The sequence below is a fragment of the Algibacter amylolyticus genome, from assembly GCF_014202225.1.
Classification (GTDB): Bacteria; Bacteroidota; Bacteroidia; order Flavobacteriales; family Flavobacteriaceae; genus Algibacter_B; species Algibacter_B amylolyticus.
Genome location: NZ_JACHGE010000001.1, coordinates 897,687 through 923,489, shown reverse-complemented (window position 1 = coordinate 923,489; position 25,803 = coordinate 897,687). Strand labels below are relative to the sequence as shown.

At 34.2% G+C, this 25,803-nt stretch carries 16 protein-coding genes; 5 read left to right on the top strand and 11 right to left on the bottom strand.

Annotated elements, in window-relative coordinates; all coding sequences use genetic code 11:
• Window positions 1-44: 44 nt before the first annotated feature.
• Both HNQ90_RS03960 and HNQ90_RS03955 read left to right on the top strand, forming a co-directional pair.
• Window positions 45-1,490: a tagaturonate reductase gene (locus tag HNQ90_RS03960; RefSeq protein WP_144115340.1), complete on the top strand. Its 1,446-nt coding sequence runs from the start codon at window positions 45-47 to the stop codon at window positions 1,488-1,490.
• 32 nt (window positions 1,491-1,522) lie between these two features.
• A complete protein-coding gene (locus tag HNQ90_RS03955) occupies window positions 1,523-3,130 on the top strand; it encodes a UxaA family hydrolase (RefSeq protein WP_144115339.1) in 1,608 nt (535 codons plus the stop codon).
• Between the two features lie 55 nt (window positions 3,131-3,185).
• On the opposite strand, the gene HNQ90_RS03950 is transcribed toward HNQ90_RS03955, so the two are convergent.
• On the bottom strand, window positions 3,186-4,214 hold the full coding sequence (locus HNQ90_RS03950) for a LacI family DNA-binding transcriptional regulator (protein WP_144115337.1): 1,029 nt from the start codon (window positions 4,212-4,214) through the stop codon (window positions 3,186-3,188).
• A 391-nt stretch (window positions 4,215-4,605) separates the two neighbouring features.
• Here HNQ90_RS03950 and HNQ90_RS03945 point away from each other — a divergent pair, with 391 nt between their 5' ends.
• From HNQ90_RS03945 to HNQ90_RS03935, 3 genes are all read left to right on the top strand, one after another.
• Window positions 4,606-5,598, top strand: coding sequence for a pectinesterase family protein (locus tag HNQ90_RS03945; RefSeq protein ID WP_206669635.1), 993 nt, complete (start codon window positions 4,606-4,608; stop codon window positions 5,596-5,598).
• Window positions 5,580-6,335 (top strand): rhamnogalacturonan acetylesterase, encoded by a 756-nt coding sequence (locus HNQ90_RS03940; protein ID WP_144115336.1) that lies wholly within the window; start codon window positions 5,580-5,582, stop codon window positions 6,333-6,335. The genes HNQ90_RS03945 and HNQ90_RS03940 overlap by 19 nt, the downstream gene beginning before the upstream one ends.
• A 68-nt stretch (window positions 6,336-6,403) precedes the next feature.
• The gene (locus HNQ90_RS03935) at window positions 6,404-7,396 is read left to right on the top strand and encodes a Gfo/Idh/MocA family protein (RefSeq protein WP_144115335.1); all 993 of its coding nucleotides are present in this window, start codon (window positions 6,404-6,406) and stop codon (window positions 7,394-7,396) included.
• A gap of 146 nt (window positions 7,397-7,542) precedes the next feature.
• Here HNQ90_RS03935 and HNQ90_RS03930 read toward each other — a convergent pair whose 3' ends face one another.
• From HNQ90_RS03930 to HNQ90_RS03885, 10 genes are all read right to left on the bottom strand, one after another.
• Complete coding sequence (locus tag HNQ90_RS03930; protein ID WP_144115334.1) at window positions 7,543-9,234, bottom strand: glycoside hydrolase family 28 protein; 1,692 nt, start codon at window positions 9,232-9,234, stop codon at window positions 7,543-7,545.
• Between the two features lie 8 nt (window positions 9,235-9,242).
• Window positions 9,243-10,868 (bottom strand): glycoside hydrolase family 43 protein, encoded by a 1,626-nt coding sequence (locus HNQ90_RS03925; RefSeq protein WP_144115333.1) that lies wholly within the window; start codon window positions 10,866-10,868, stop codon window positions 9,243-9,245.
• A gap of 25 nt (window positions 10,869-10,893) precedes the next feature.
• Window positions 10,894-12,126: a glycoside hydrolase family 88/105 protein gene (locus HNQ90_RS03920; RefSeq protein WP_144115332.1), complete on the bottom strand. Its 1,233-nt coding sequence runs from the start codon at window positions 12,124-12,126 to the stop codon at window positions 10,894-10,896.
• Window positions 12,127-12,130: 4 nt separating this feature from the next.
• The gene (locus HNQ90_RS03915; protein ID WP_144115331.1) at window positions 12,131-13,138 is read right to left on the bottom strand and encodes a DUF4861 family protein; all 1,008 of its coding nucleotides are present in this window, start codon (window positions 13,136-13,138) and stop codon (window positions 12,131-12,133) included.
• Window positions 13,139-13,161: 23 nt separating this feature from the next.
• The gene (locus HNQ90_RS03910; RefSeq protein WP_144115330.1) at window positions 13,162-14,583 is read right to left on the bottom strand and encodes a glycoside hydrolase family 28 protein; all 1,422 of its coding nucleotides are present in this window, start codon (window positions 14,581-14,583) and stop codon (window positions 13,162-13,164) included.
• Window positions 14,584-14,688: 105 nt separating this feature from the next.
• Window positions 14,689-16,929, bottom strand: a complete 2,241-nt coding sequence (locus HNQ90_RS03905; protein ID WP_144115328.1) for a pectinesterase family protein — start codon at window positions 16,927-16,929, stop codon at window positions 14,689-14,691.
• A gap of 9 nt (window positions 16,930-16,938) precedes the next feature.
• Entirely contained in the window at window positions 16,939-18,450 is a 1,512-nt protein-coding gene (locus tag HNQ90_RS03900; protein ID WP_144115327.1) for a pectate lyase family protein, read from the bottom strand.
• An 83-nt stretch (window positions 18,451-18,533) separates the two neighbouring features.
• Complete coding sequence (locus HNQ90_RS03895; RefSeq protein WP_144115325.1) at window positions 18,534-20,204, bottom strand: DUF4957 domain-containing protein; 1,671 nt, start codon at window positions 20,202-20,204, stop codon at window positions 18,534-18,536.
• Between the two features lie 21 nt (window positions 20,205-20,225).
• On the bottom strand, window positions 20,226-22,055 hold the full coding sequence (locus tag HNQ90_RS03890; RefSeq protein ID WP_241678325.1) for a RagB/SusD family nutrient uptake outer membrane protein: 1,830 nt from the start codon (window positions 22,053-22,055) through the stop codon (window positions 20,226-20,228).
• Window positions 22,056-22,057: 2 nt separating this feature from the next.
• Window positions 22,058-25,381 carry a SusC/RagA family TonB-linked outer membrane protein gene (locus HNQ90_RS03885; protein ID WP_144115323.1) on the bottom strand — a complete coding sequence of 1,108 codons (3,324 nt, stop codon included), beginning with the start codon at window positions 25,379-25,381 and terminating at the stop codon, window positions 22,058-22,060.
• Between the last annotated feature and the right edge of the window lie 422 nt (window positions 25,382-25,803).

Genomic DNA, 25,803 nt, shown 5'->3' with positions numbered 1-25,803 from the left:
TGTTTAGGTTCAAGGAATAATTTTTTTTTAAATACAATTCAAGAATGAAAAAATTAAATAGAAAAAATGTTGGGCTAGAAGAAAAACTACCAATTAAAATAATACAATTTGGTGAGGGTAATTTTTTAAGAGCTTTTATAGGATATGCATTTCAGGAACTTAATAAAGTAGCTGATTTTAATGCAGGAATTGCCGTAGTACAACCTATCGAAAAAGGTTTAGTAAGGATGCTAAACGATCAAGATGGCTTATACACGCTTTTTATGAAAGGTGTTAAAAAAGGTGAAGAAATTCAAGAAATCGAACTCATATCTAACATAGTTAAAGCAGTAGATCCCTACTCTAATTTTAACGATTACATAAGTTTAGCAAAGGAAGAATCATTAGAGTTCATGATTTCTAATACTACCGAAGCTGGTATCGCTTATGTAAGCTCAGACACTGCAACAATGCAACCTCCAAGTTCGTTTCCTGCAAAGTTAACAGTACTTTTACACGAGCGTTTTAAACATTTTAATGGCGATAAAACTAAGGGGTTAACCATTATTCCATGTGAGCTTATTAATCATAATTCTGAAACCTTAAAAGAAATTATTCTTAAATACGCATCCAATTGGAATTTAGGTGAAGACTTTAAAAATTGGCTATTAGAAAGCAATTCGTTTCATAGTACTTTAGTTGACCGAATTGTTCCAGGCTACCCAAAAGCCGAAATTGAAACTTACAACGCACAAATAGAGTATCAAGATAACCTAATAGTTTCCGCCGAAGCTTTTTTTCTTTGGGTTATTGAAGGAGGCAACGATTTAAAAGCAAAATTACCGTTTAACAAAACCAATTTAGACGTTAAAATAGTTGGAGACATGCAACCATACCGCACAAGAAAAGTTCGCATATTAAATGGTGCACATACCGCTTTAGTTCCTTTTTCTATTCTTTACGGTAACAAAACAGTAAAACAATCTGTCGATAATTTGTTTACGGGTCCATTTATTAATCACATTGTGTTTAATGAAATTATAGATACTTTAGAAATGGATAAAGACGAGTTAAATAGTTTCGCTGATGAAATTTTCGACCGTTTTAGAAACCCTTTCATTATTCACAATTTATCTAGCATTGCTTTAAATACAGTATCAAAATTTGCCGTAAGAGTATTACCAAGTTTATTGGGCTATGTAAACATACATAACAGAGTTCCAACGCACTTAACATTTGCTTTTGCTTCGTTAATACGGTTTTATAAAGGTACATGGCAAGGTGAAACGCTACCAGTTCAAGATAGCGACGAAATTGTTGCAACCTTTACTAAAATATGGCAACTTACTGATTATACCGAAATTGCCAAAAACGTATTAAGTATCGAAGAATATTGGGGCAAAGACTTAACAAAAGTAAATCACTTAACAGAAGCCGTTGCCTTAGCTTTAAAAGAAATTGATGTTAACGGTATTGAAAATGGGTTTGCTAATTACAGTAAAGCATTTTAAAAATTATAGTATAACTATATCAAATTACTACAATGCAAAAAAAAATCATAAAAGTTAATGCATCCGACAATGTTGCAGTTGCTTTGGTCAATTTAAGTGCCGGAGAAGTTATTTCTTTTGAAGGGCAAGATATTACAGTCCTATCATACACAAAATCTAAGCATAAAATAGCTTTAGAAAAATTTGATTCTGGTGCCAGAATTATCATGTATGGTGTTTTAGTAGGGACTGCTAATGGCGTAATTGAAAAAGGTGATGTTTTAACAACTCAAAATGTTAAGCATCAAAGTGAAAAAGTATTTGGAAGAACCGAATCTTTTAGTTGGACAGCACCAAATGTTGAAAAATGGAAAGATAAAACGTTTTTAGGATATCATAGAGAAGATGGGCAAGTAGGAACTGAAAATGTTTGGTTATTTTTTCCTTTGGTATTTTGTGAAAATCGAAACATTGAAATTTTAAAAGAAATTTTCGAAAAAGAACTCTTAAAGCAAAAGGTAAATCCGCATCAAATGTTACTTCGATCTTTAGTTAGCGGTAAGGAAGAAACCGAAGTAGCATCAACAACACCAGATGTGTTTGATAATATTGATGTAAAATTTATTACCCATCCAGGTGGTTGTGGAGGCATTCGTCAAGATTCTGAAAGTTTAGCAAAATTATTAGCAGGATATGTTAATAATCCAAACGTTGCAGGAGCAACAGTATTGAGCTTAGGTTGCCAAAACCTTCAAATTAATATTTTTAAAGAGGCATTGCATAAAATCAATCCTAACTTAAATAAACCGGTTCTTATTTACGAACAACAACAAATGGGAACGGTCGATGAGATGCTATCGGTAATTGTTAAAGAGTCCTTTAAGGCTATAAAACAAGCTAATAATACGAAACGTGAACCTGCTTCATTATCTAAATTACGAGTAGGTTTAGAGTGTGGTGGTTCAGATGGATTTTCAGGAATATCTGCCAACCCAACTTTAGGAGCGGTATCAGATTTACTAGCTGCCCTTAACGGAACTGCTGTTTTAGCAGAATTTCCAGAATTATGTGGTGTAGAACAAGAATTGGTAAACCGATGTGTTGACGACGAGGATGGTAAAAAGTTTTTAAAACTAATGAAAGCTTATGAAAAATCGGTTGTGGATGCTGGCTCAGGATTTGATATGAATCCGTCTCCAGGAAACATTAAAGATGGCTTAATTACCGATGCCATGAAATCGGCTGGAGCAGCTAAAAAAGGAGGTACTTCTCCTGTGCAAGACGTTTTAGATTACGGCGAGTATATTACTAAACCTGGTTTAAACCTATTATGTACTCCAGGTAATGATGTTGAAAGCACAACAGGATTAGTAGGCTCTGGTGCTAACGTAGTTTTATTTACTACAGGCTTAGGAACACCAACCGGAAACCCTATTGCTCCCATTATAAAAGTATCGTCAAATACAGAGCTTGCCGAACGCATGCCAGATATTATTGATATTGAAACTGGCGCCGTAATTCGTGGTGAAAAAACAATTGAAGAGATGGCAGATGAAATGCTTGAATTTATAATTAAGGTTGCCAGTGGAGAAATTCAAACAAAAGCTAAACTTTTAAACCAAAACGATTTTATTCCTTGGAGAAGAGGCGTTTCTTTATAAAAAGCATATAGTAAATTAATAACAAATAGTTACGTGCTTTTTTTCGCCTGTTAGGTTATGCTTCAGATTTTAAAGACGATTTTCTAATAATAAGTTCGGGATTTAACACGACTTGTTTATTAGGTATTTTCTTTTTGCCTTTATCTACCTCATCTAAAAAAACTTGAGCCGAAATTCTACCCATTTCAAGAGGCGATTGATCTACAGAAGTTACAGGAAGTTCCATAAAACGTGTAAAAGGTTCATTTGCAAACCCTACAATACAAATATCTTGAGGTATTCTAATGCCTCGAGACTTTATTTCTTGAATAGCACCTAAGGCTGCAAAATCACTAGAAGAAAATATCGCGTCTGGCGGCATTTCCATATCCAATAATATTTTGGTAGCCTTACTTCCCTCTTCAACTTTACTTGCAGTTTCAATAACTAAGCTTTCGTCAAATTCAAGACCATTATCAAGTATAGCCTGTTTATAGCCTAAGTATCTGTTATTAAAAATTTGTATTTTTCGATTATTCGATAAATGTGCTATTCGTTTACAGCCTTGGTTAATTAAATGCTGTGCAGCTTCATATCCTGCCTTAAAATCATCAATAGTAACAGCACTTATACCATCAATATCCTTTTTCCTATCAAAAAAGATTAAAGGCACATTTTTTTTAAGTAATCTATCAAAATTTTCATTTTCTTCAGACCCAGAATTAGATATAGACATTAAAACACCGTCTACCTGCGCATTTAATAACGAATTAATATTTTGAATTTCTAGTTTCTTTTGATCATGAGTTTGACAAATAATTACATGATATCCCTTAGCGTATAACACCTCTTCAATACCACGTATTACTAATGCAAAAAAATTGCTATCTATTCTAGGAACAATAACACCTACATTATAACTTTTACCACTTTTAAGAGCTTGAGCAAGTTTGTTTTGCTCATAATTCATTTCTTTAGCCGTTTCATTTACCAATTGGCGGGTAGACTCACTTATTTTAGGGTTTCCATTTAATGCTCTAGATACTGTTGCTGCTGTTATATTTAGTTTTTTCGCAATATCGTAAATGGTTGTCTTTTTGCTCATTTTAGCTACTTAAATTATGTAAATACAAACTTGAATGTTTTATAAAAAGTTCGTTTAAAAAATGGTTAAATTTAGATAAATTGTTGTTTTTATCGGTAGGGAAACTCATAAATTTAAAAGTTTCTATCAATATAGTAATTTTTTTTATGTAATTACTTTAAATATGCCTTACAAAAGGTGAGACCAATTCATAATTCAAATTAATCGTACTTATTTAATCTCGCTTGTTTTAATTACATATTTGTTAGTATTACTAAAATTTATTTTTATATTTATGTAATCGATTACAGTTATTTAATTTTAATCTGTAAAGATTAAGCGTTACTAAACTTTAGTTAAATAATTCAACATAAAAAGGCTATTAAAAACTTATAAAATAGGGTGTATATAAATGGAATTAATCCTTCAAGAAATGAAATTATCAAAATATCTTTTTGTTTTCTTAGTCATTTCAGCTAGCATTCATTTACAAGCACAAAAGCCAAAAAATGAATACATAATGATTGTTACAAAAGATGGCAGTGGCGATTTTACTTCCGTTCAAGACGCTATTAATGCCGCGAAAGCATTTCCTTACCAACGGGTTATAATTCATGTTAAAAACGGCATTTATAACGAAAAAGTACATGTGTATTCATGGAACACTAAAGTATCTTTAATTGGAGAAAGTAAGGAACACACCATTATTACTTTCAATGATTATTTCGATAAAATAGATTTAGGAAGAAATAGTACTTTTCATACTGCTACAGTTTTAGTAGAAGGGCATGATTTTACGGCAAAAAATTTAACTATAAGAAACACATCTGGTCCTGTTGGGCAAGCAGTTGCATTAGCCGTTAATGCTAACAGGTGTTATTTTGAAAATTGTTCGATAATAGGATTTCAAGATACCCTGTACACTTCGGGTGAAGGCTTTAAGCAGTATTTTAAAAATTGTTTTATTACTGGTAGTACAGATTTTATTTTTGGAGCAGCTACGGTGTTATTTCAGAATTGCGACATACACAGCAAAACTAATTCTTATATAACCGCTGCATCAACTCCCAAAAATCAAGATTTTGGTTACGTTTTTAAAAATTGCAAGCTAACGGCTAAAGAAAATGTTACCGATGTTTATCTAGGAAGACCTTGGCGTATACATGCTAAAACGGTATTTATAAACACCAATATGGGCAAACATATAAAACCCGAAGGCTGGCACAACTGGTCTAACAAAAACGCAGAAGCCAATACCTATTACGCCGAATACCATTGCACTGGAGATGGTTATAAACCAGAAAGCAGAGTTCCTTGGTCTTACCAATTAAAGAAACGTGAAGCTAAAAAATATACAATAGAAAACATTCTTAAATCAAATACAAAATGGTATCAAAATTTTTAAGTGAGATTCAAATCAATTTAATAATGCTCATGCTTATTACAACCAGTTGTATGGCGCAGCAAACCACAATTTATTTAATTGGAGACTCTACCATGTCAAATAAAAAACAACCAGAAACAAATCCGGAACATGGCTGGGGACAAGTGTTACCTCAATTTTTCACAAGCCAAGTTAAAATAGATAACAGAGCGGTAAATGGCCGAAGCAGTAGAAGTTTTATAACAGAAAATCGTTGGGATTCTATTTTGAAAACATTAAAAAAAGGCGATTACGTTTTTATACAATTTGGCCATAACGACCAAAAAGTAAATGACCCGAAGCGCTACACCAATCCACATACAACTTATCGTCATAATTTAATAAAGTTTGTTTTAGATACCCGAGAAAAAGGTGCAACTCCAGTATTGTTTTCATCTATAGTTAGAAGGTTTTTTAATGAACATGGCACTTTGGTAGATACCCATGGCCAATATCCTTTAGAAACTCGATTGGTAGCCCAAGCGTATCATGTCCCTTTTATAGATCTTCAATATTTTACCGAACAACTTGAAGAATCTTTTGGTGTTGAAGGCTCAAAAAAGCTACATCTACATTTTGAACCCGGAGAAAATTCCTTTTATAAAAATGGTAAACATGATAATACACACTTATCTAAATTAGGTGCAAATAAAGTAGCTAAACTCGCAGTGAATGCCTTAAAAACCCATGTTAAAAGTTTGGAGGAGTTTATAAAATAATTTAAGTTACAACATTAATTAGACTTGTTAACGTGAGTAAAATAGGTTAAACTGATAAAATAAAAATAATGAAAAAGGACATTAATTTTGCAATTATTGGAAGCGGAAATATTGCTAACACCTATGCTAAAGCTATAAATAACATTAATAATGCGCGTGTAGTAGCCGTTGTTTCAAAGCGTTTAAAAACACTTGCAGATTACAGTGATATTCCTTCGTTTTACACCTTAAATGATATCGATTTAGATTTTGATGCCGTTGTAGTGTGCACGCCAAATAAATTTCATCACGTTGGTGCTATAGATGCTGCAACATTAGGTAAACATGTACTTTGCGAAAAACCAATAGACATTACTCTAGAATCTATTGATAAAATGATATCTGTTTGTAAAACAAACCATGTTAAGCTTGCTGTTGCCTACCAAAGGCGATTTAGTTCGGACAATCCGATTATAAAACAATTAATTGATAGTGATCAATTAGGGCAAATATTTTCGGTAGATCTGGCGGTTAAAAACTATCGCGACGACAATTATTATAACTCTTCTGCCTATCGTGGCACCTACGATATTGATGGTGGCGGACCTTTTATCCAACAAGCCTCGCATTATATAGATTTATACTATTGGTATTTTGGAAAACCTTTAAAACTGGTAAGTAAGCTAGGTACATTTGTTCATGATATTGAAGTTGAAGATCATGGTGCAGCTATCTGTTTTCATGATTCGGGAATGATTGGAACTATAACGGCGTCTACGGCAACAAAACCGGGTTTTCCTGCGAAAATGGAAATTTATTCTAGCAAAGGCTATATTATAATAGAAAATGACATTATAACCCATTGGGATATTGAAGGCTTAAAGAACCCTACTTTACAAAAGACCGTTAAAAACGCACATACAGGTTCCTCTAGTGCTTTAGTAGACGATACTACAAATCATGAAACTGTAATTAAAGATTTTATTGATGCCATTAAAACAGGTAACGACCCGCTAATAACAGGAGAATCGGCTAGACATGCTACTGAAATAATTTTAGATATTTATAATAGTCAATTCTAAAAATAGAGTCTCAGCATACAACTAAAGCAACAGCTTTGAAAAGAAGATAGCACCAAAATCATGGCAATAAAAAAAGTGATAGCATTTTCTAAGTAGAATATCTATCACTTTTTATCGTCTCTAAAACTCGTAAATTATTTCAATGTTTATTTCATTTCTACGGCAGTATTTAAAACACCTTGCCCTTGTAATATTTGGGCATTTATGTTTGAAAAATCCTCTTTATTAAACTGAATATTTTCGCTTTTTTCACCTAAAACCTTAATTGCAGATTTACTTTTATTAAAAGTAAGATTCTCAACGGTTACGTTTTTTCCATTATAAATGGTTAATGCATGATCATTAGATGCTATAACCTCAACATTAGAAAGTTTTAAACCATCTACATCTATAGCAACAATACCTTTTTTAGTTTCGAAAACGGCATTTTCTAGCGATACATTTTTTAAACTCATTTCTGGTAATCCCATAAAAAACGCAGCTTTTTCTGAGTTAGATACTCTAATGTTTTTCATGTAAATATTCCTAAAAGAAGGTGTTTCTTCGGTAACTTCAACTAAAACTTCATCGCGTTTTTCTTCCATAGATTTATCGCCTTCATCCAATATAGGAGATTCACCTCCGTAAAACATATTAAAACGAATGGCTTCAGCTGGAATATTTGTCATATTAATATTAGAAATATAAATATTCTCGACTAAACCACCCCTTCCACGGGTACTTTTAAACCTTAAACCAACATCTGTACCTATAAAGGTGCAATTTGAAACATGAACATTTTTAACACCTCCAGACATTTCGCTTCCAATAATAAAACCACCATGCGCATGGTAAACTGTATTATTTTTAACAATAACGTTTTGCGTTGGCATACCTAACTTTCTGCCGTCTTCATTTTTTCCAGATTTAAAACAGATGGCATCGTCGCCAACATCAAAAGTGTTATTGTAAATTAAAACGTTTTTACATGAATCTAAATCTAAACCATCACCATTTTGTGAATACCATGGGTTTCTTACGCTAAGATTTCTAATTATAATATCTTCACTTTTTAAGGGGTGAATATTCCAAGCCGGAGAATTTTGAAATGTAGGGCCATCTAAAAGAATTCTTTTACTAGTAGAAATACTTACCATTACTGGTCTTAGAAAATCTTTTACAGACTCTAACTCGGCATCGCTAATTAAATCTGGCACATTAAAATTGGTACTACTTTCATGACCTTTCTTTGAACTTTTGGACGGAAACCAAATCTTTTCGTCTTCTGACAATGCGCCACCAGATTTTAAAAGTTTTTTCCATTGTCCGCTTGTCATCTTTCCTTTTTTAACCGGACGCCATGCATCGCCATTACCATCAATAATACCACGACCTGTTATTGCAATATTTTCTACTTCAAAAGCATTTATTGGCGAAATACATCTTACCGTATGTAAGCCTTCAAAACTTGTTTTTACTAATGGATAATCATCAAAATTATCACTAAAAAGAATTAAAGAGCCATCCTCTAAATGCAAATTTATATTGCTTTTAAAAGTAATAGGGCCAGTAAGCCAAATGCCTCTAGGAACAACTACTTTACCTCCACCTTTTGCATTTACATCGTTTATAGCTTTAGCAAAGGCCTCGGTGTTTTTAACCAGACCACCACTTTGTGCACCAAAATCGGTAATACTAACCTCATAATTAGGAAAACTTGTGGTTTTTACTTTAGGCATATCAAACTCTACGCCTTTATAAATATCAATATCATTACTTTGTTTAATATCCTTAATTTCAGATTGCTTGCATGAAAAAACCCATAAAGACAAACAAAATATTAACGCTAACTTATTCATAGTTCTTTTTATTTAGTAATTCTAAAATAATCTACATCGGCATAACCATATCGTTTAGCATCTTTTGTGCTAACGCTAAATAGGCCAACTTTTGCGCCTACCCATTTACCTTGTTTGGCTTTAAAGGGTTTACCTATTTTTTTATAGTTTTTTCCATTTTCAGAATAGCTAAATTGACACATAGCATCTGGAGCAGAAACTTCAACTCTAAAGTATGCCGTATTGGTTTTTAGACGTTCTTTCGCGTTTATTTGTTCTTCTACACCCTTAATTGCTCCAATAGCCTCGGTTTGTTTAATGAAATAACCTTGCTCATCGACCGATATACTTAAGGTTGCGTAATCCATACCCATTATTATTAATCCTGCCGTTTTACCACTTGTTGCACCTTCTGGAACTAATGTAATTTTGGTTGACGTTGTAAAACTAGGCGCTGGAAATTTTTGAAGTAAAAGATTAGGCACCATCCAAAGGTTTGGTGCATCTTCTGGCACTATTATAGAAAACAATCTTAAATAATCTTTATGCGAAAATTTGGCGTGCCATACCACATCTGAATTGGCATTCCATTGCCACTGCAGGCCAATATCATTACCATCAAAATTATCTGTTTCTGCCGGTGTTTCAATAGGATATGTTTTACCTACGTTAGGTTTTTTATGCGTCTTAACGGGTTCTCCTACCCCATTTCCATCAAAATCTTTACCCATTACTGGCCAATCGTTTTTCCAACGCATTGGTTGTAAGTGGATAATTCTTCCGTAAGCTTCAAGATCTTGGAAATGAAAAAACCAAGATTCGCCATCTGGAGTATCTACCCAAGCCCCTTGGTGGGGACCATTAGTATCAGTACTACCTTGTTCTAAAACAATCTTTTCCTCATAAGGACCATAAATGTTTTTAGATCGTAAAATAAGCTGCCATCCAATTGGAACACCTCCTGCAGGTGCAAAAATATAATAGTAACCATTACGCTTATAGAACTTTGTACCTTCAACGGTTTTATGATTCTCGTGTCCATCAAATACATGAACACCTCTATCAATAACTTTAGTTCCCTCCGGATTCATTTTGTTTACCGTTATTAAACTTTTAACACCAGCTCTACTACCTGCAAAGGCATGCACTAAGTAAGCATCTCCATTGTCATCCCAAAGTGGACAAGGATCAATAAGTCCTTTACCCTCCATAACAAGAATAGGCTCGTCCCATTTACCTTTTGGATCTTTGGTTTTTACCATATAAATACCAAAGTCTGGATCTCCCCAATAGATGTATAATTCGCCTTTGTGGTAACGTATTGCTGGAGCCCAAACGCCATTTCCGTGCTGCGGTACATTAAACACTTCTGCCGGAACTTGCACTAGTAATGCATGGTTTATTAATTTCCAGTTTACCATATCTTTAGAATGTAAAATAGGTAAGCCCGGAGCGGAATTAAAACTAGATGAAGTCATGTAATAATCGTCCCCAACTCTGGCCACATCAGGATCTGAATAATCGGAATATAAGATGGGGTTATTATAAGTACCATCGCCATTATCTGCTACCCAAACATCGGAAACATATGGTGTGCTTTGTGCAAATATTAGAGTTGTGCTAATTAATGTAAATAAGAAAGAATACAGTTTCATTGAATATTAGTTTATTTAATTTTTGTTATTTGTTTAACTCAAGACTAGCTAAAATAAATGGACCAGTACCTTTTGGGTCGTTAGAGCGAATCATTTCATTAATGTAATACTCGTAAGAGCCATCTCTGTAAGGCTTACCACCTAATCCAGCAACGCCACAACATTTATTTAAGTTTACAACGCCATTTTCTTCAACGGTTATTAAGTTTTCTAAAAGGCCGGCATACGCTTTTTCCGCAACCTCTAAATATTTTTTATCTAAGTAGCCTTTACGAACTCCTTTTGCAAATGTGTAAGTAAACATAGTGGTTCCGGTAGCTTCTAGGTAATTACCTTCTCTATTGCCTTGGTCTAAAACTTGCCACCATAAACCAGATTCATCTTGAACCTTAATAATAGCCTCAGCAAATTGATTTAGGTATTTTATAATATGCGCTCTTCCTGGATGGTTTTCGGGTAAAAAATCTAAAACATCTACCATAGCCATACCGTACCACCCCATACCTCTAGACCAAAAGTGTTGCGAGTTTCCAGTTTCTTTATTTGCCCATCTTTGTTCTTTACTTTCATCCCAACCATGATACAGTAAACCTGATTTTTCATCGCGACTATGTTTTTGAATTAAATCGAATTGAAGCACCACATCATTATAGATTTTTTGTTTTTCGGCTTCATCTTTAATAAAATCTCTTGCATATTGTGCGTGAAATGGCTCTGCCATATACAAACCGTCTAGCCACATTTGATGTGGGTAAATTTCTTTATGCCAATAACCTCCATCGGAAGTTTTTGGTTGCGATTCCATTTGACTATTTAAAGTTTGCATAGCTTTTAAAAAACGTTCTTCTTTTGTTTTGGGATATAAATAGAGTAGAACATCTCCAGACTTAATCATGTCTAAATTTTGCTTTTCTAGTTTGTATGTAGCAATGCTACCTGTGCTATCTATTAGCTCATCGGCATAAGCATAAATGTAATCGAAATACTTTTTATGGTTTGTTTTTTCATAAACTTTAGCGAACGCACTTAGCACCAAACCAGGAGTATAACTCCATTTAGGTGATGTTCTAAAATCCAATAACGAAGGTTTAGGGAAACGTTCCATTTCGGAAAGCATCATGCGCTCGGACCATTTTAAGTTTTCGGGAACTATTTTTTCTACTTTGGCGGTTTCTTCTGCTTTATTCTTTTTACAAGATGTTACAGTTAAACTTAATGCTAGTGTAAAAAGTGCTATGTATTTAGTTGAGGTTTTCATTCTTTTAGTTTATTGAATTCGTTTTTTCTAAAGATTCTAGTTTTTTATTCAAGTCGCCTATAAAAGCTTCTTCTGTTTTAATGCCGTTTTTTTCTTGTTCCCAAGCACCTAAAAAGTAGTATGTTAAAGTTTTATTAGCGGGTTTAAAAACAACCAAGTAATCATCAATACCTTCTTTTTGTTCGGCAACCTCATCTAGTTTATAAAAAAGCGCCATTCCTAAATTATCTGGCGGGCTAGCTAATGTTTGTTTACCATAAGTACTTATGTACGCCCATTTAGAACCTTCTTTTTTTTGCAACTTGATACCATGTTTCACTATGCCTGTACAAATACCTGGAATTGCTTTTGAAGGTGTTAATTCTGCTTTGGTAAATCTGTCTTCTGGATAAATTGTAAGTTTTGTTGTTAAATCAATACTCTCATCGCCAGACTCCCATCCTTTATATTCTATATTTACAGAAGAACTTGCATTTAAATTCTCCATTTTAGCAAAGGTGCTTTTTACACTTTGAAAATGAACAACGGTATCGGCAACAATTCGTCCATAACCACCAATGCCCATAGATTTTCCTGCCTTTAAAATATCTTGACCCCAATCTGCAGGTTCATGATACGAATCAAACCCGTCTTGCCCAACATAAGGAAGTACTAATGAATCTACTTTTTTCCCATAAATATCAATAGCATTTCTCCAGTCTAAATATAGGCGATATCCTATTTGACTATTTTCCCAACCTGGACCTTCATAGCGTAAAAACCATGTATGATCGGTATGTTCTTGTGGAACTTGAAGCGAATTGACGTTTTTAAAAGAGGTTCCATTACTATACTCTTTATGTCCTCTCGGACCATCTTTCCATTCTCCTCCTTGTGCTATAGACAGTTCAGCATAGGTTTTAACCTCAGTTATTTCTTCACCAACCGTTGTATTGGTATTGGTTTTAGACTGTTTGTCTTTACAAGAAAACAAACATAAAAGAGCAACTGATAAGACTGCTATTTTCCTCATAATATTTATTTTGTTAATTAGTTTCAATATTGTTTTCCGTTAATACTTGTGTTTTTAAATATAATTGGCTCTGAATTCTCTACTGATAGTGGAGTTTCTACATTCTGAATATGAACATTAGTAAGGGTTACATTGTTCACAAGACTTTGTGGTCTACCCTTTATTAAAACGCCGTATTGACCTCCGTTTTTCACATTAATATTATCTAGGTGAATGTTTTTAACAGAAGGCATGAAATCACCTTCTTGTGGACCGTAAATTGCATAAAATAAATTAATCTTTAAGACCGCTTCTTTTACTTGACCAACTTCTATGTCTTTAACATAAACATTTTCAACAAAACCACCTCGTAACGTATTGGTTTTAATCCTTATAGCTCGATCCAGCTCCGGACTATTCATTTTACAGTTTCTAACAAACACATTTCTAACACCTGCAGAAATTTCACTTCCCATTACCACACCACCATGCCCATCTATCATGTCGCAATTTTCAATAACAATATTTTCACTAGAAATGTTAACACGCCTTCCATCATTATTTCTGCCCGATTTAATTGCAATGCAATCATCGCCAGTGTTAAAAACACAATTAACAATATGTACATTTTTTGAATATTCAGGATCGCAACCATCATTATTTGGTCCGTGACTATTAACAGTTACTCCATCAACTCTAACATAATTACATTTTATTGGATGTATAACCCAAAACGGCGCATTAGTAAATGTTACACCTTCAATTAATACGTTTTCACATTCAAAAGGTTGCATAAATAATGGGCGCAGTTGATGTCCTGGTCCAAATACACGTTCGGAAACAGGGATATTGCTTTCTGCCATTTCCCATAATCGTGGTAAATTATGTTCATCTCTTTGGTTGCGATCCCCCTTTACATACCCATATCTTTCGGCTCCGCACCAAGGCCACCAATTGGTTTTACTCGCTTGACCGTTAAAGGTTCCTTTACCCGTTACAGCAATATTTTTTTCCTTGTAAGCGTAAATTAAAGGTGAATAATTCATTAACTCCTGACCTTCGTATGAGGTGTGTACAACAGGTAAATAATCTTCGGTGCTTGTTGAAAATAACACTTCGGCTCCTGCTTCTAAATGTAAATTCACATTGCTTTTAAGATAAATAGCACCCGTTAAAAATTTGCCTGGTGGAATTACAACTTTACCACCACCAGATTCATTACATGCGCCAATGGCTTTTTTAATAGCCTGTGAATTATTGGTTTCGCCATCTGCAATAGCTCCGAAATCTAATATATTAAATGTGTTATCTGGAAATTCTAAAACCTTAATGCTACTAATAATTTTATCTGCCTCATTAAAAACATCGATTACTGCTTTTTCCTTTTCTTTACAAGAGTTAAGGCCTAGTAAAATTACCGACAAACAAATTAATGTATATAATGAAGAATGTGATATGATTTTCATAGATTATTGCTTTAATGTAATCGATTGTATAAAAATACAAAAGTTGTATTTGTTAGCATAATTTATTTAAAATATTAAATAAACTACCCCAAATTATGCTTTCGTTTAAAATTTAGGTATCCACACGTCTGAGCCTGCCAACACGTTTTCTAGTGTGAATGCTTTGCTTTCTTTTTTTGTTAATTGTTTGGCCCATTTTACTCTATTTTTAGAAGCTCCTGGTCCTAACGAATTATATTCGGCATAGAATGTAGTTTGTTCTGCATGTTGTTTATTCCAATTGTGCCAACCTTCTAGTTTTACGTGCTTATCCATATAGCAATTTATCCACACGGTTTTTGCGTAGTCGCGCCACGGACGCCCTAGATAAAACGTGTTTTTTAAAGCGCTTCCTGATAGTTTACAATCTTTAAAAACAAAACCATATTTAGTATCTTTATTAGTGGAAGCAGCGGTTATATAACCCTTTTCCTTACAGTAAATCTCACAGTTTTCAAAAAATGCTGTAGACCACCCGAAAATAAAATCGACCGTTCCTTCTATGTAACAATCTTTGAAATATTGTCTGCTTTTAGCGCCATGAAGGTAAAGCGTATCTTGATTGCCCAAGAATTTGCAATTTTCAAAGATTACTCTGTCGCCATCAACTCTTACAGCAACGGCTTGACTGCCTTCACCTGCACTATTCTGGAAAGTTATATGTTTTGCTTTAAAATCATTTCCAAAAACAAAGAACGATGTAGAACCTGTAGTACCCATTTCTTCTCCAAATGTATTTAGCTTTTTTGCAAAATCATTGAAGGTTAATATGGTTTTGCTTTTATCTTCTCCAACAAAAGTGACATTTGTTTTTGAAGCCGCAAGTACTAATTTTTCTTTATAAACACCGTTTTTAATAAAAATTTTGGTTTCCTTTTTTCTGAAATCCGGTACTGCATTTATAGCTTCTTGAACCGTTGTAAAATCGCCAGTTCCATTAGAATCAACTATAAAATGGTAACTTTCACCATTAATCACTTTTTTGTTACCGGCAGTATTATTACTTAACGAATGGCTGTAAACTTCAATGTTTGTGTATTTTTTATCTAATGTATTTAAATTTGAATCATTAACATTAGGGTTTAAATTGTTTTCTAGCTCCCAAACATTTGGCATTCCATCTTTATCTGAATCTAACGGTCCTTCTTCTACTTTTAAAAGTGGCCATCCCCCAACGTTATCTTGAGAATCTATAATCCCATTTTTATAATTGGCAGTACCCGCTTTTGTGTTGTTTATAATCCTGACATCTACAGCATCTCTTTGATGGCTAACTCCTGCTTCTTTAAGAACTTTTAAGTAAGCTTCGTTAGCGTTTTGAGTTTCAATATTGTTGAATATATTAATTTCGGCGTTTAACTTTGTATCTAACGGATTATCGCATTTTACACCACCATCCCAATTGGTTTTGGTAATATTATTATAACCGTTCACAAAATTTCCATGAATATAAAACTTGCCATACGGCGCATACGGGTTTACTATTCTACCAGCACTTGATGCTTTTGTAGCAGGCCCAGATTTAAAATAATTATTTACGATATTATATGTGCCTTTTTCTCCACCATAAATACTATTAGTACCCCAATTATAAATCACATTATTTCTAAAATCGACAAATTCGTTTTCTGAATTTTTTGTTGATGAAGACCCGCTAAACCGAGGGTTTCTACTATTATTACTAACAATTAAATTATGATGAAACGATGCATTAACACCGCCCCAAATACCTCCGTAGCCATGTGCGCCTTTGCTGTGTACAGAGTTATTTAATGCTTCTGAAATTATGCACCACTGAAGCGTAAAGTTTGTATTGTTATAAAAAGAAGCATTTTCATCGGTTCCCCAACTTATTGAACAATGGTCTATAATAACATTATTAGTGTTTCTAGCGCCTAAGGCATCTCCTTCAACTTTGTTTGTATCGCCCATTCTAAACCTTAAATAACGCAGTATTACGTTATCTCCCTTTATAAAAACAGGATATCCTTTAATGGTAATACCTTTACCAGGAGCCGTTTGCCCTAATATGGTTACATCTCCTTTATTAATTTCTAAACTTTTTTGAAGCTCGATTGTTCCAGAAACATTAAAAACAATTGTTCGAGGTCCACTTTTTAATATGCCTTTTCTAAAACTTCCTTCGCCATCATCATTTAAATTAGTGACTGTATAAATAATACCACCGCGACCACCGGTAGCATATTTACCAAAGCCTTCGGCTGTAGGAAATGCTAAACTTTGCGCATAACTTGATTGGCAGACAAATAGAATAATCGTGATTAAGAAAGATGCTTTTTTTATCATTATCTTAATTTATTTTTGCCCCTCGGTAATGGATGCCACCAAACTATTAATATATACTTCAATATTTTCGTAACCTGTACTTAAATCATGTCCATTAGAATTATTATCTGCTGCTTTTAAGTTTTTGCTTTCTTTCCAAGCATCTGGCATACCATCACCAGAAGTATCTACCGGAGCAGTTTCTGATTTTAATTCTGGCCATCCACCAACATCGGCTTGAGTATCTATAATTCCATTAGAACTACCATTAGAACCATCGAACGTGTAGGTTGTGTTTTTTACCTCATTAGTAATTCTTAAATCAACAGCATCGCGCTTATATGACGCACCTCCGTAGGCAAGTACTTTATTATACGCTACTTCTGCTGTGTGCGTATTAACATTGTTGTTAATATTATGTGGTTCTGCCATACGCATGGCAGCTTTATCTTCTTCTGAAACCGTACCATAGCTACCATGATATTGATTATAAACGCCATATGTCCAATTATCTTCTGTGGTTTGCGTACTACCTTCTACATAATTTCCATCAATATAAAACTTACCCCAAATATCATAAACATCGGTGCCTTCATTTTTGTTTTTATCAATAGCCATTATCCTAGTTTTCTTTGTAGTTGCAGGTCCTGGTTTGTAATAACAATTTACAATATTTACATTCATAGCTTCTCCGCCATAAGCGCTATTACCTCTCCAATTGTAAATAACATTATTTCTAACATCGGTTAAATCTGTAAGTGCGAACGACGATCCTGCTGATTCTCCCAAACGCGGGTTTCTACTATCATGATGCGCTAAAAGATTATGGTGAAATGATGCATTTTTACCACCCCAAATACCACCATATCCGTGAGCTCCTTTGTCGTGAACAGAATTACGTAAGCTTTCTGTTATGTAACACCATTGAAGCGTTGTGTTTTCATTATTATAAATGGAAACTGTTTCGTCTGTAGACCAGCTCATGGAGCAATGATCTATTATTATATTTTTATGAAAACGGCCGCCAAAAGCATCGCCTTCTTGTTTTGCCTCATCACCCATTCTGAATCTTAAAAATCTTATAATTATATTATCGGCATCTATTGTAACGGGATAATTTCTTAAGCAAATACCATCGCCAGGTGCTGTTTGACCAGCAATTGTAAGATCTCCGTTTTTTATTTTTAATTCGGAAAGCAGACGTATGGTTCCAGATACTTTGAAAATTATATACCTTGCGCCTGTTGTATTAATAGCCTCTCTTAAACTACCAGGACCATAATCCTCTAGTGTAGTAACAAATAGTACTTTACCGCCACGACCACCTGTTGTGTGCATGCCAAAACCTTCGGCTCCTGGAAAAGCAAAGGCTTCTTCATCTACTTGTACAGGTTTTTCTTCTTCCTCTTCTTGCTCCTCTTCTTCTTCAGTAGGGTCTACAACCTCAACTTCTTCTTCTGTTTTATCATCTCCTGGAGCACTTTCACTACATGAAACAGCAAAAAGAAAAAGTATTACGAATGTGTTAATATATAGTTTCATTTTTTTTATTCGTTTAAATTAAAAGTGGATACCTTAAAGTATAAACTCCATTAGATATCCACTTTGTATTTTACTAGTTTAAATTACAACTTAGTACGCCACATAGGAGCTCCGGCACTGAATTTGCCAAAAAAGCCTATATCTTTAAAGTTAAAATCATTATTATCTGTATCGACCCATAAATCCTCTTGAGTTGATGTATAATTCCCAATTGGAAAACCTGGAATCTCTGTGCCTTCACTAAAAGAGAAATTGGTAGTACTGTAATTATTAAGTAACTCGAAATTGGTGTTAGCTAAGCCTTGAGCAATACCTTGCATGCCATAAGTACCCGATTCTGCTTGATCCCATGAATGACCAAAAATTGAATTGGTAATTTTAATACCATTAATAACATTATCGTTACCATCGCCTCCACGGTATCTAAACATTCTTGCTCCATTTTTAATAAAGTTAGCAAACGTACAGTCTTCGATAATAATGGATTGTGAATTGTTTCTTGACTGAATTCCTGTATCTATTTTATTAAACGTACTGCCAGAAAACACTATATTATTTACACGTGCTGTTGGCGGATCGCTCGGGTTTGTATCTGTTGTGAATAAACCGTATCCTCCAATACTATCTACTACAGTGTTCATAATTTTATAATTATCAACTTCTACGGTTCCGCGAATTCTAACAAGACCTCTAAATGTTCCCATGGTGCAATTATCAAACAGAATTTCTCCTACATAAACATCACTTCTGTTTGTGTTAAATACATAATCGCCTCCAAAATCTTCACCCCTAACTTCCATATCGATAAATCGAATATGGTCAATTGTAGAGCCTGCCTCGATATCCCAACTACCGGATGTAACTATTTTAGCTTTTTGTTCTCCAAAACCATAAGCTGCTCTAATGGTTATAGACTTATCCAATCTATCGCTTGGGAAATTATAAGTTACGCCTCTTTTTACTAAAACTATTGCGCCATTTGGTGCAGCTGCAACAGCATCTGAAACCGCATCTGGATTTTCATTATCTCTAATATCTATAACTCCAGGGCTTGTAGGATCTATATCTGCTATTTTAGTCGTATAGTTAACCCATCCTCTAAGTTCTGTTCCACTATAAATGGCAATTTGATACTCTGTTTCGGGGCTTAACCCGTTAAAAATGGCTTCGCCTGCTAAAAACTCTTCTTCTGTAACAGGTGTTTCAGGGAATAATGGTGTTTCTAACCTTAAATCATCTGGAGCAAAAGCCTTCATTCCTGTAATAGCATCTCCTAATGGTGTCCAGCTTACTCTAGCTGCAATATCTGTAACATCGAAAGTTTTTGGTACGTTAAGTATAGAAGGAAATCTTTCTGTTCTTACACCTCCCAAATCTGAAACTTTACTGTCGTATTGAGGATCTGCATCATGAGCCGTTGCTCTCACTTGGTAAAGTGAATTCCAAAACAACTCTTCACCTAGGTTGTTTTCATTAAGTTTAACATAATTAGTATCAGCAGGAACGGTATATTCAATAGTTTGAAATGTATCTCTACTTACCTCTATTGTATAACCAACTGCACCTTTTAGTTTCCCCATATTAACAATAATGGAATTACCTTCTGCTAATAATCCAGCATTAAGAACAGGACTAAACAAACGTGTTTTCTCAAAAGTTTCATTATCATCTTTACTGCAAGCATTAAACACGGTAATGATCAAACATAAAAACAGTACCGTTTTTATATTGAAAATATTACTTTTATTTTTCATATGTATAAGTATATAAGTTGTTTAAAATTGATAGCCATCGTTACTTAATGTCCCTTGACTATTGTCGATGGCAGTAACTGGAATAGGAAAAATGTACCTAGCAACACCAGCTTTTGGACCATTATAATAATTATTATAATCGTTTATAATAAACTCCGAATAGGTTGTTGTATCGTCGTGTAACCCAATTAGAAACGGTTCCCTTATCCAAGAATCATCTGGTGCAGCTAATAATTTTGTATCTGGATTTAATACTACAAACTCTCCATTTTCATCTGTTTTCCAGTACATGTAATCTGGACCAGTTCCCGTTCCTGCAAAAGCTTCGTCGGCTAATTTTTTTAAGCCTTCGACTGTTTCTTTTGCTTTTTCAGAATAAAGATTCCAACGAATCAATTCGTATTTACGAATCATTTCTCCACCAAACTCCCAAGCTCGCTCATCTACAATGGCATCGAAAAAGGATTGTTTAGAGCTCGATACTTGAGCTAAATAATTATCTACTTCTGTGCTCCAATCGGCAGGATCAAAGGCGCGTTGACGCACTCTTTTAAACGCATTTTGCGCTTCTATTGTAGGACCATTTAATTCGTTTTCTGCTTCAGCAAACATTAATAGCACATCGGCATATCGCATCATAGGCCAGTTTATACCCGTACCTTTGGCAGACTGTCTACCTGGAGGCGTTGGCAATAAGCGTCTGTTCCACTTACCTTGAGAAATATTATCGACACCAACATGCGCCAAGGTATCTTCCACCGTAACGGTAAATAGACCGCAGGTCACATCCCTACGTTTATCTTTGCTATTAAACGACATGTAATATGTTGCAGGCATTGCCATAAAATTGTTACTAGACCCGTATTCGTGCTTTGCATCATTACCACCGTCCACTTTAATTCCAATATTCCAACCTACATCTCCACCGCCTACAGCAAATGGTACTTCGAATAAAATTTCTTGATTTAAAGGCGATAAAAAGATGTTTTGATTTAAAAATATTTGTTTATAATCTGAAGGTAATTCTCTGTCCTTTAAATCAATTAATTTCTCGCTGTATTCTTTAGCTATTTCATAGTAATCTAAATAATCAGCATCACGCACCATGCTTAGATTTGGTGTTAAATAATAACCACCACGTTGTAAGGCTAAACGAGCAATCATACCCAAAGTATATTCCCGGTTTACTTGCTCTACACCATTAGACAATTCATCTGCCCACTTCATGTTTGTTTCCACATCGATTAAGGCTTGAATTTCACTAGCTAGAATTACATTTCTATTTGTTTTTGGGAAAAAGAAATTAGCACCAGCAACAGGAGCCTCTGTAGTGTAAGGTACATCGCCAAAATAAAAGGTAAGCATGCTGTACCAATATGCTCTTATAGTGTAAGCCTCTCCTAGCAATTGGTTAAAAGTATTTCTTACTACAACATCTGAAGCTTCTAAATTACCACTATTGGTAATACCTTCAATAGCAATATTTGCATCTCTTATGGCTCTATAAGCGTGTATCCAAACAATGTTCAAGTCGTTATTAGAACTTTGAGCATTTAAATTCCAAATTTCACGTCTACCATTGTCAAATTCATCGTTATGGTAGCCTATTTCAATATCGGTACAACCAGCCATATTATTTGATAGCCTAGATCTAAAAGCATCTTCGTTAAAAGATCTATAAATGGCATTTACACCACTTCTAGCATCATCTACATTTGAATAAATATAGTCAAGATCGAATGTTGAAATAGATTCAGGCTCTAAAAAATCCTTATCGCACGAAGCTATTAACATAACTGTTACAACAGCTAATAAATATTTGATTTTCATATTAATAAATTTCTTTTTCATAATTAAAATGTTGCATTAATACCAAATGTATAAGAACGTGATCTTGGAAAAGAAGACTTGTCTAGACCAGGTGTAAACGGGTTCCTGCTTGAGTTAACCTCTGGGTCGAATCCTGAATACTTAGTCCAAATGGCTAAGTTTCTTCCCGTTGCAAATACTCTAAATTTATTTAATCCAATTTTAGAGATTAATTTTTCAGGTAAGCTATAACCTAAAGTTACGTTGTTTAACCTTAGAAAAGAACCATCTTCAATAGCCCAATCGTGAATAACAGCAGCTGCTGCGCCATGACTGGCATGAGACCAAATGTTTTTTCCTTGATTTAATTCTCTTAATTGCTCTAAATCGGTAACAATACCTCCTGGTGTCCCTGTATAAGAACCATCAATATCTAGATATGTAAATCTATTATCTAAACTCATAGTATTTAACAAGTTACCATTAGACACTCTTCTGAATTGGTTGAACTGTATTTTACCTGTGTTATACACATCGTTACCTACTTGATAGTTAAAAAACGTGGCAAAATCAAAGTTTTTATACTTTACGTTAAAACCAAAACCACCTTGAAAATCTGGCAAAGCATTACCAATAATTTTTCGGTCATCATCATCTGAAATGATACCGTCGTTGTTTAAATCTCTTAGTTTTAAAGTACCAGGTCTTAAGGTATTACCAACAGTACCTGAAGCATCTGCAATACCGTCTTTTAAGATGTAAGTTCCGGTAGCTACGTCATAACTTTCAAAATCATCAACAGTATAAAAACCATCTGTAACAAAGCCGTACATGTTTCCTAATTTACCGCCAAGTTCTAGAATGTAATCATTTCTATTTCTTAAGTCGGTACTAGCCCAATTAGATTGTGCAAATCTTGATTGTGTACCATCTAATTTTTCTATGGTAAGCACATTATGACCAATGTTAAAGTTAGCCGACAATGTAAAATCTTTAGTATCTACTATGTATCCTGAAAGACCAAGTTCCAACCCTTCGTTTGCGGTGCTTCCTATGTTTGCATATTGATCATTGAAGCCTGTATTTTGCGGAATAGCTTGTGTGTACAGTAAATCGTGAGTTTCGTTTTTATAATAGTCAAAACTACCATTTAATCGTTTTTTAAATAAGGTAAAGTCTAAACCGTAGTTACTAGTTACAGTGGTTTCCCAAATTAAGTTTGGGTTATATAAGGTACTACTTGAAGGTTCATAAAAAACGTTAAACACATTGCCAAAACCTGGCCCTCTTTCTGTTGTGCCTTCAAAAAGGAATTGTGTTAAACCCGAACCTATTCTGTCGTTACCCGTTTCACCATAACTTACTCTTAATTTAAGTTGATTGATAAAATCGACATCTTTCAAAAACTCTTCTTCCTTTAATTTCCAAGCAAATGCTAGTGCGGGAAAAATACCTAAAGCGTTTTCTTTAGCAAATTTACTAGATTGGTCGGCACGAGCAGTTAGGGTAAAAATATACTTGTCTTGTAGTTGGAAATCAAATCTTCCAAAAAAAGATTTTCTATTAGAATCGGTAAATTCTCCTGCAGATATTCTATCGACATCTCCAAATTGCATGTTAGCAAATAACTCTTCTGGAGTAACTGATAATCTAAAATTTTCAGCTCTTAGAAAATTAGATTTACCTCCGCTAGAAGAAACCTCATGACCAACTAACACATCTAATTTAGATTCTCCCCAATCTTTTTTATAGTTTATGGTATTAATCCAACGGTAGCTATGGTCTTCCCTATTTGTGCGTTGACCAAGTGGTAAACTTCCACCATTATTAAACGACTCGCTAGTTAATGGTCCATAAAACCTTAAATCTTCTTGAAACCCTTTTGAACGAGAAAAGGATGTCTTTGCCGTTATATCATCTGTAACAGCCCAGGTTAACGCAGCATTAAAAACATAATCATTATCCGTTCTTTTTCTCCAATCTTGTTTGACCAATTCGTTAGGATTAACTAAACTTAATAGAAACTGTTGAAAATCGTCATCGGAGTTCACTTGGGTTAAATCAATATCCAATTCATCAGCAATACCATTTACCGGTCTTGTTTGCACAGCATCTTTAATATCTAATTGCCCGCTTGATGTCCCTGCACCATCTTTAATGGTGTTTGTAATTCTCGCTTGAGCGTTAAATGAAAGACGATCGGAAATTTTTTGGTTTATTTTGAAGTTAATAGCCGTTCTTTCATAACCAGAACCAGTAAGCAATCCTTCGTCAGCATTATGAGAAATGCTTAAGTTCATTTTTGTTAGTTCTGTTCCACCACCTATAGAAAGGTTATGATATTGTGAAAGTCTGGAACCTCCAAATAGTTCATCTTGCCAATCTGTAGCTTTTCTATTTTTATAAAGTTCTAAATCTTCATATTTCCCAAAGAACTTCTCAAAACCTTCTACTGCAGTTTCACCTCGTAAAGCCTGATACTCGTAATTTGCCAAAACAAACTCATAGGGATCTAGTACTTTATATTTCCTGTCTTGAGGTAACTCATTGAATTGAAAAAAGTTATTATATGAAATGGTTGTTTTACCAGCCACAGGATTTTTAGTCGTTACAACTATAACACCATTTGATGCTTGAGCACCATAAACAGCTGTAGCTGCGGCATCTTTTAAAACATCAATACTAGCAATATCGTTAACCGGTATATTATCAATTCCACCAACAATAAAACCATCGACTACAAAAAGCGGACTATTGTCTTGAGATAGCGAAGTACCTCCTCTAATTCGAATTCGAATTTCTGCACCTGGTTCACCATCAGACGAGGTTACATTTACACCCGGCAATCTACCAGAAAGCGCTTCGGCAGCACTTGAAATTGGCATGGTTGAAAGCTCTCTACTACTTATACTAGCAGACGAACCTGTCATGTCAGATTTTTTAACCTTACCATAACCGTAATCTACAATTACGATTTCATCCAATTGACTTACGTCAGGCTCTAAAGTAATATTTATAGACGTTTGGTTATTTACAATAACCTCTTGCGATTTGTAACCAATATAAGAAAATACAATTGTAGCACTTGAAGCCACATTGTTAAGTGTAAATTCTCCATCAAAATCGGTAGAAGTTCCATTAGAAGTACCTTTTACAAGAACTGTAACACCGGGAAGTGGACCTCCTAATTCGCTCCCATCTGTTACCAACCCTGTAATTGTTTGATTTTGCGCTTGTAAATTATTTGCAAAAAGCAAAAACGCACCTATAAGTAAAGCAACAAAGGCTTTATTTTTATCGTAAAGATTTATTTTCTTTCTCTCCCTATGGAATAAAAAAAGATAATTGAATAATGAATGTTTCGTCATAAATAGTTCGTTTAGCAGTTAATATTGGTTTAGTTTGTAATCTTTTTGATTGCGCTAATTAATTCGTAATAAGAATTGAATTAATTAATAAAATCCATCGAAACTCTTATAAAGCGTGTTGCTATTAAATGTATTAACAACACTTTTAAAATGTAATCGATTACGCGAATATATAAAAAATTTACATAAAACCAAATTTTTTAACTATTTCAAAACTCATAAGTCACACACTTTCTATTATTTACAAAAAAACAAAGAACCAGAGCTCAAAGTAAAACCACCACTCATGCAATGGATTACACAAAATAGGTTTCTAAAACTTTAAATCTAAATTAGTTACAAAAACTTAGCATAACTAGTTCTTAACATATATAAATAGGATGCTTACCAAGATGCATCAAAGCTATTTGTAAAAAGACTTT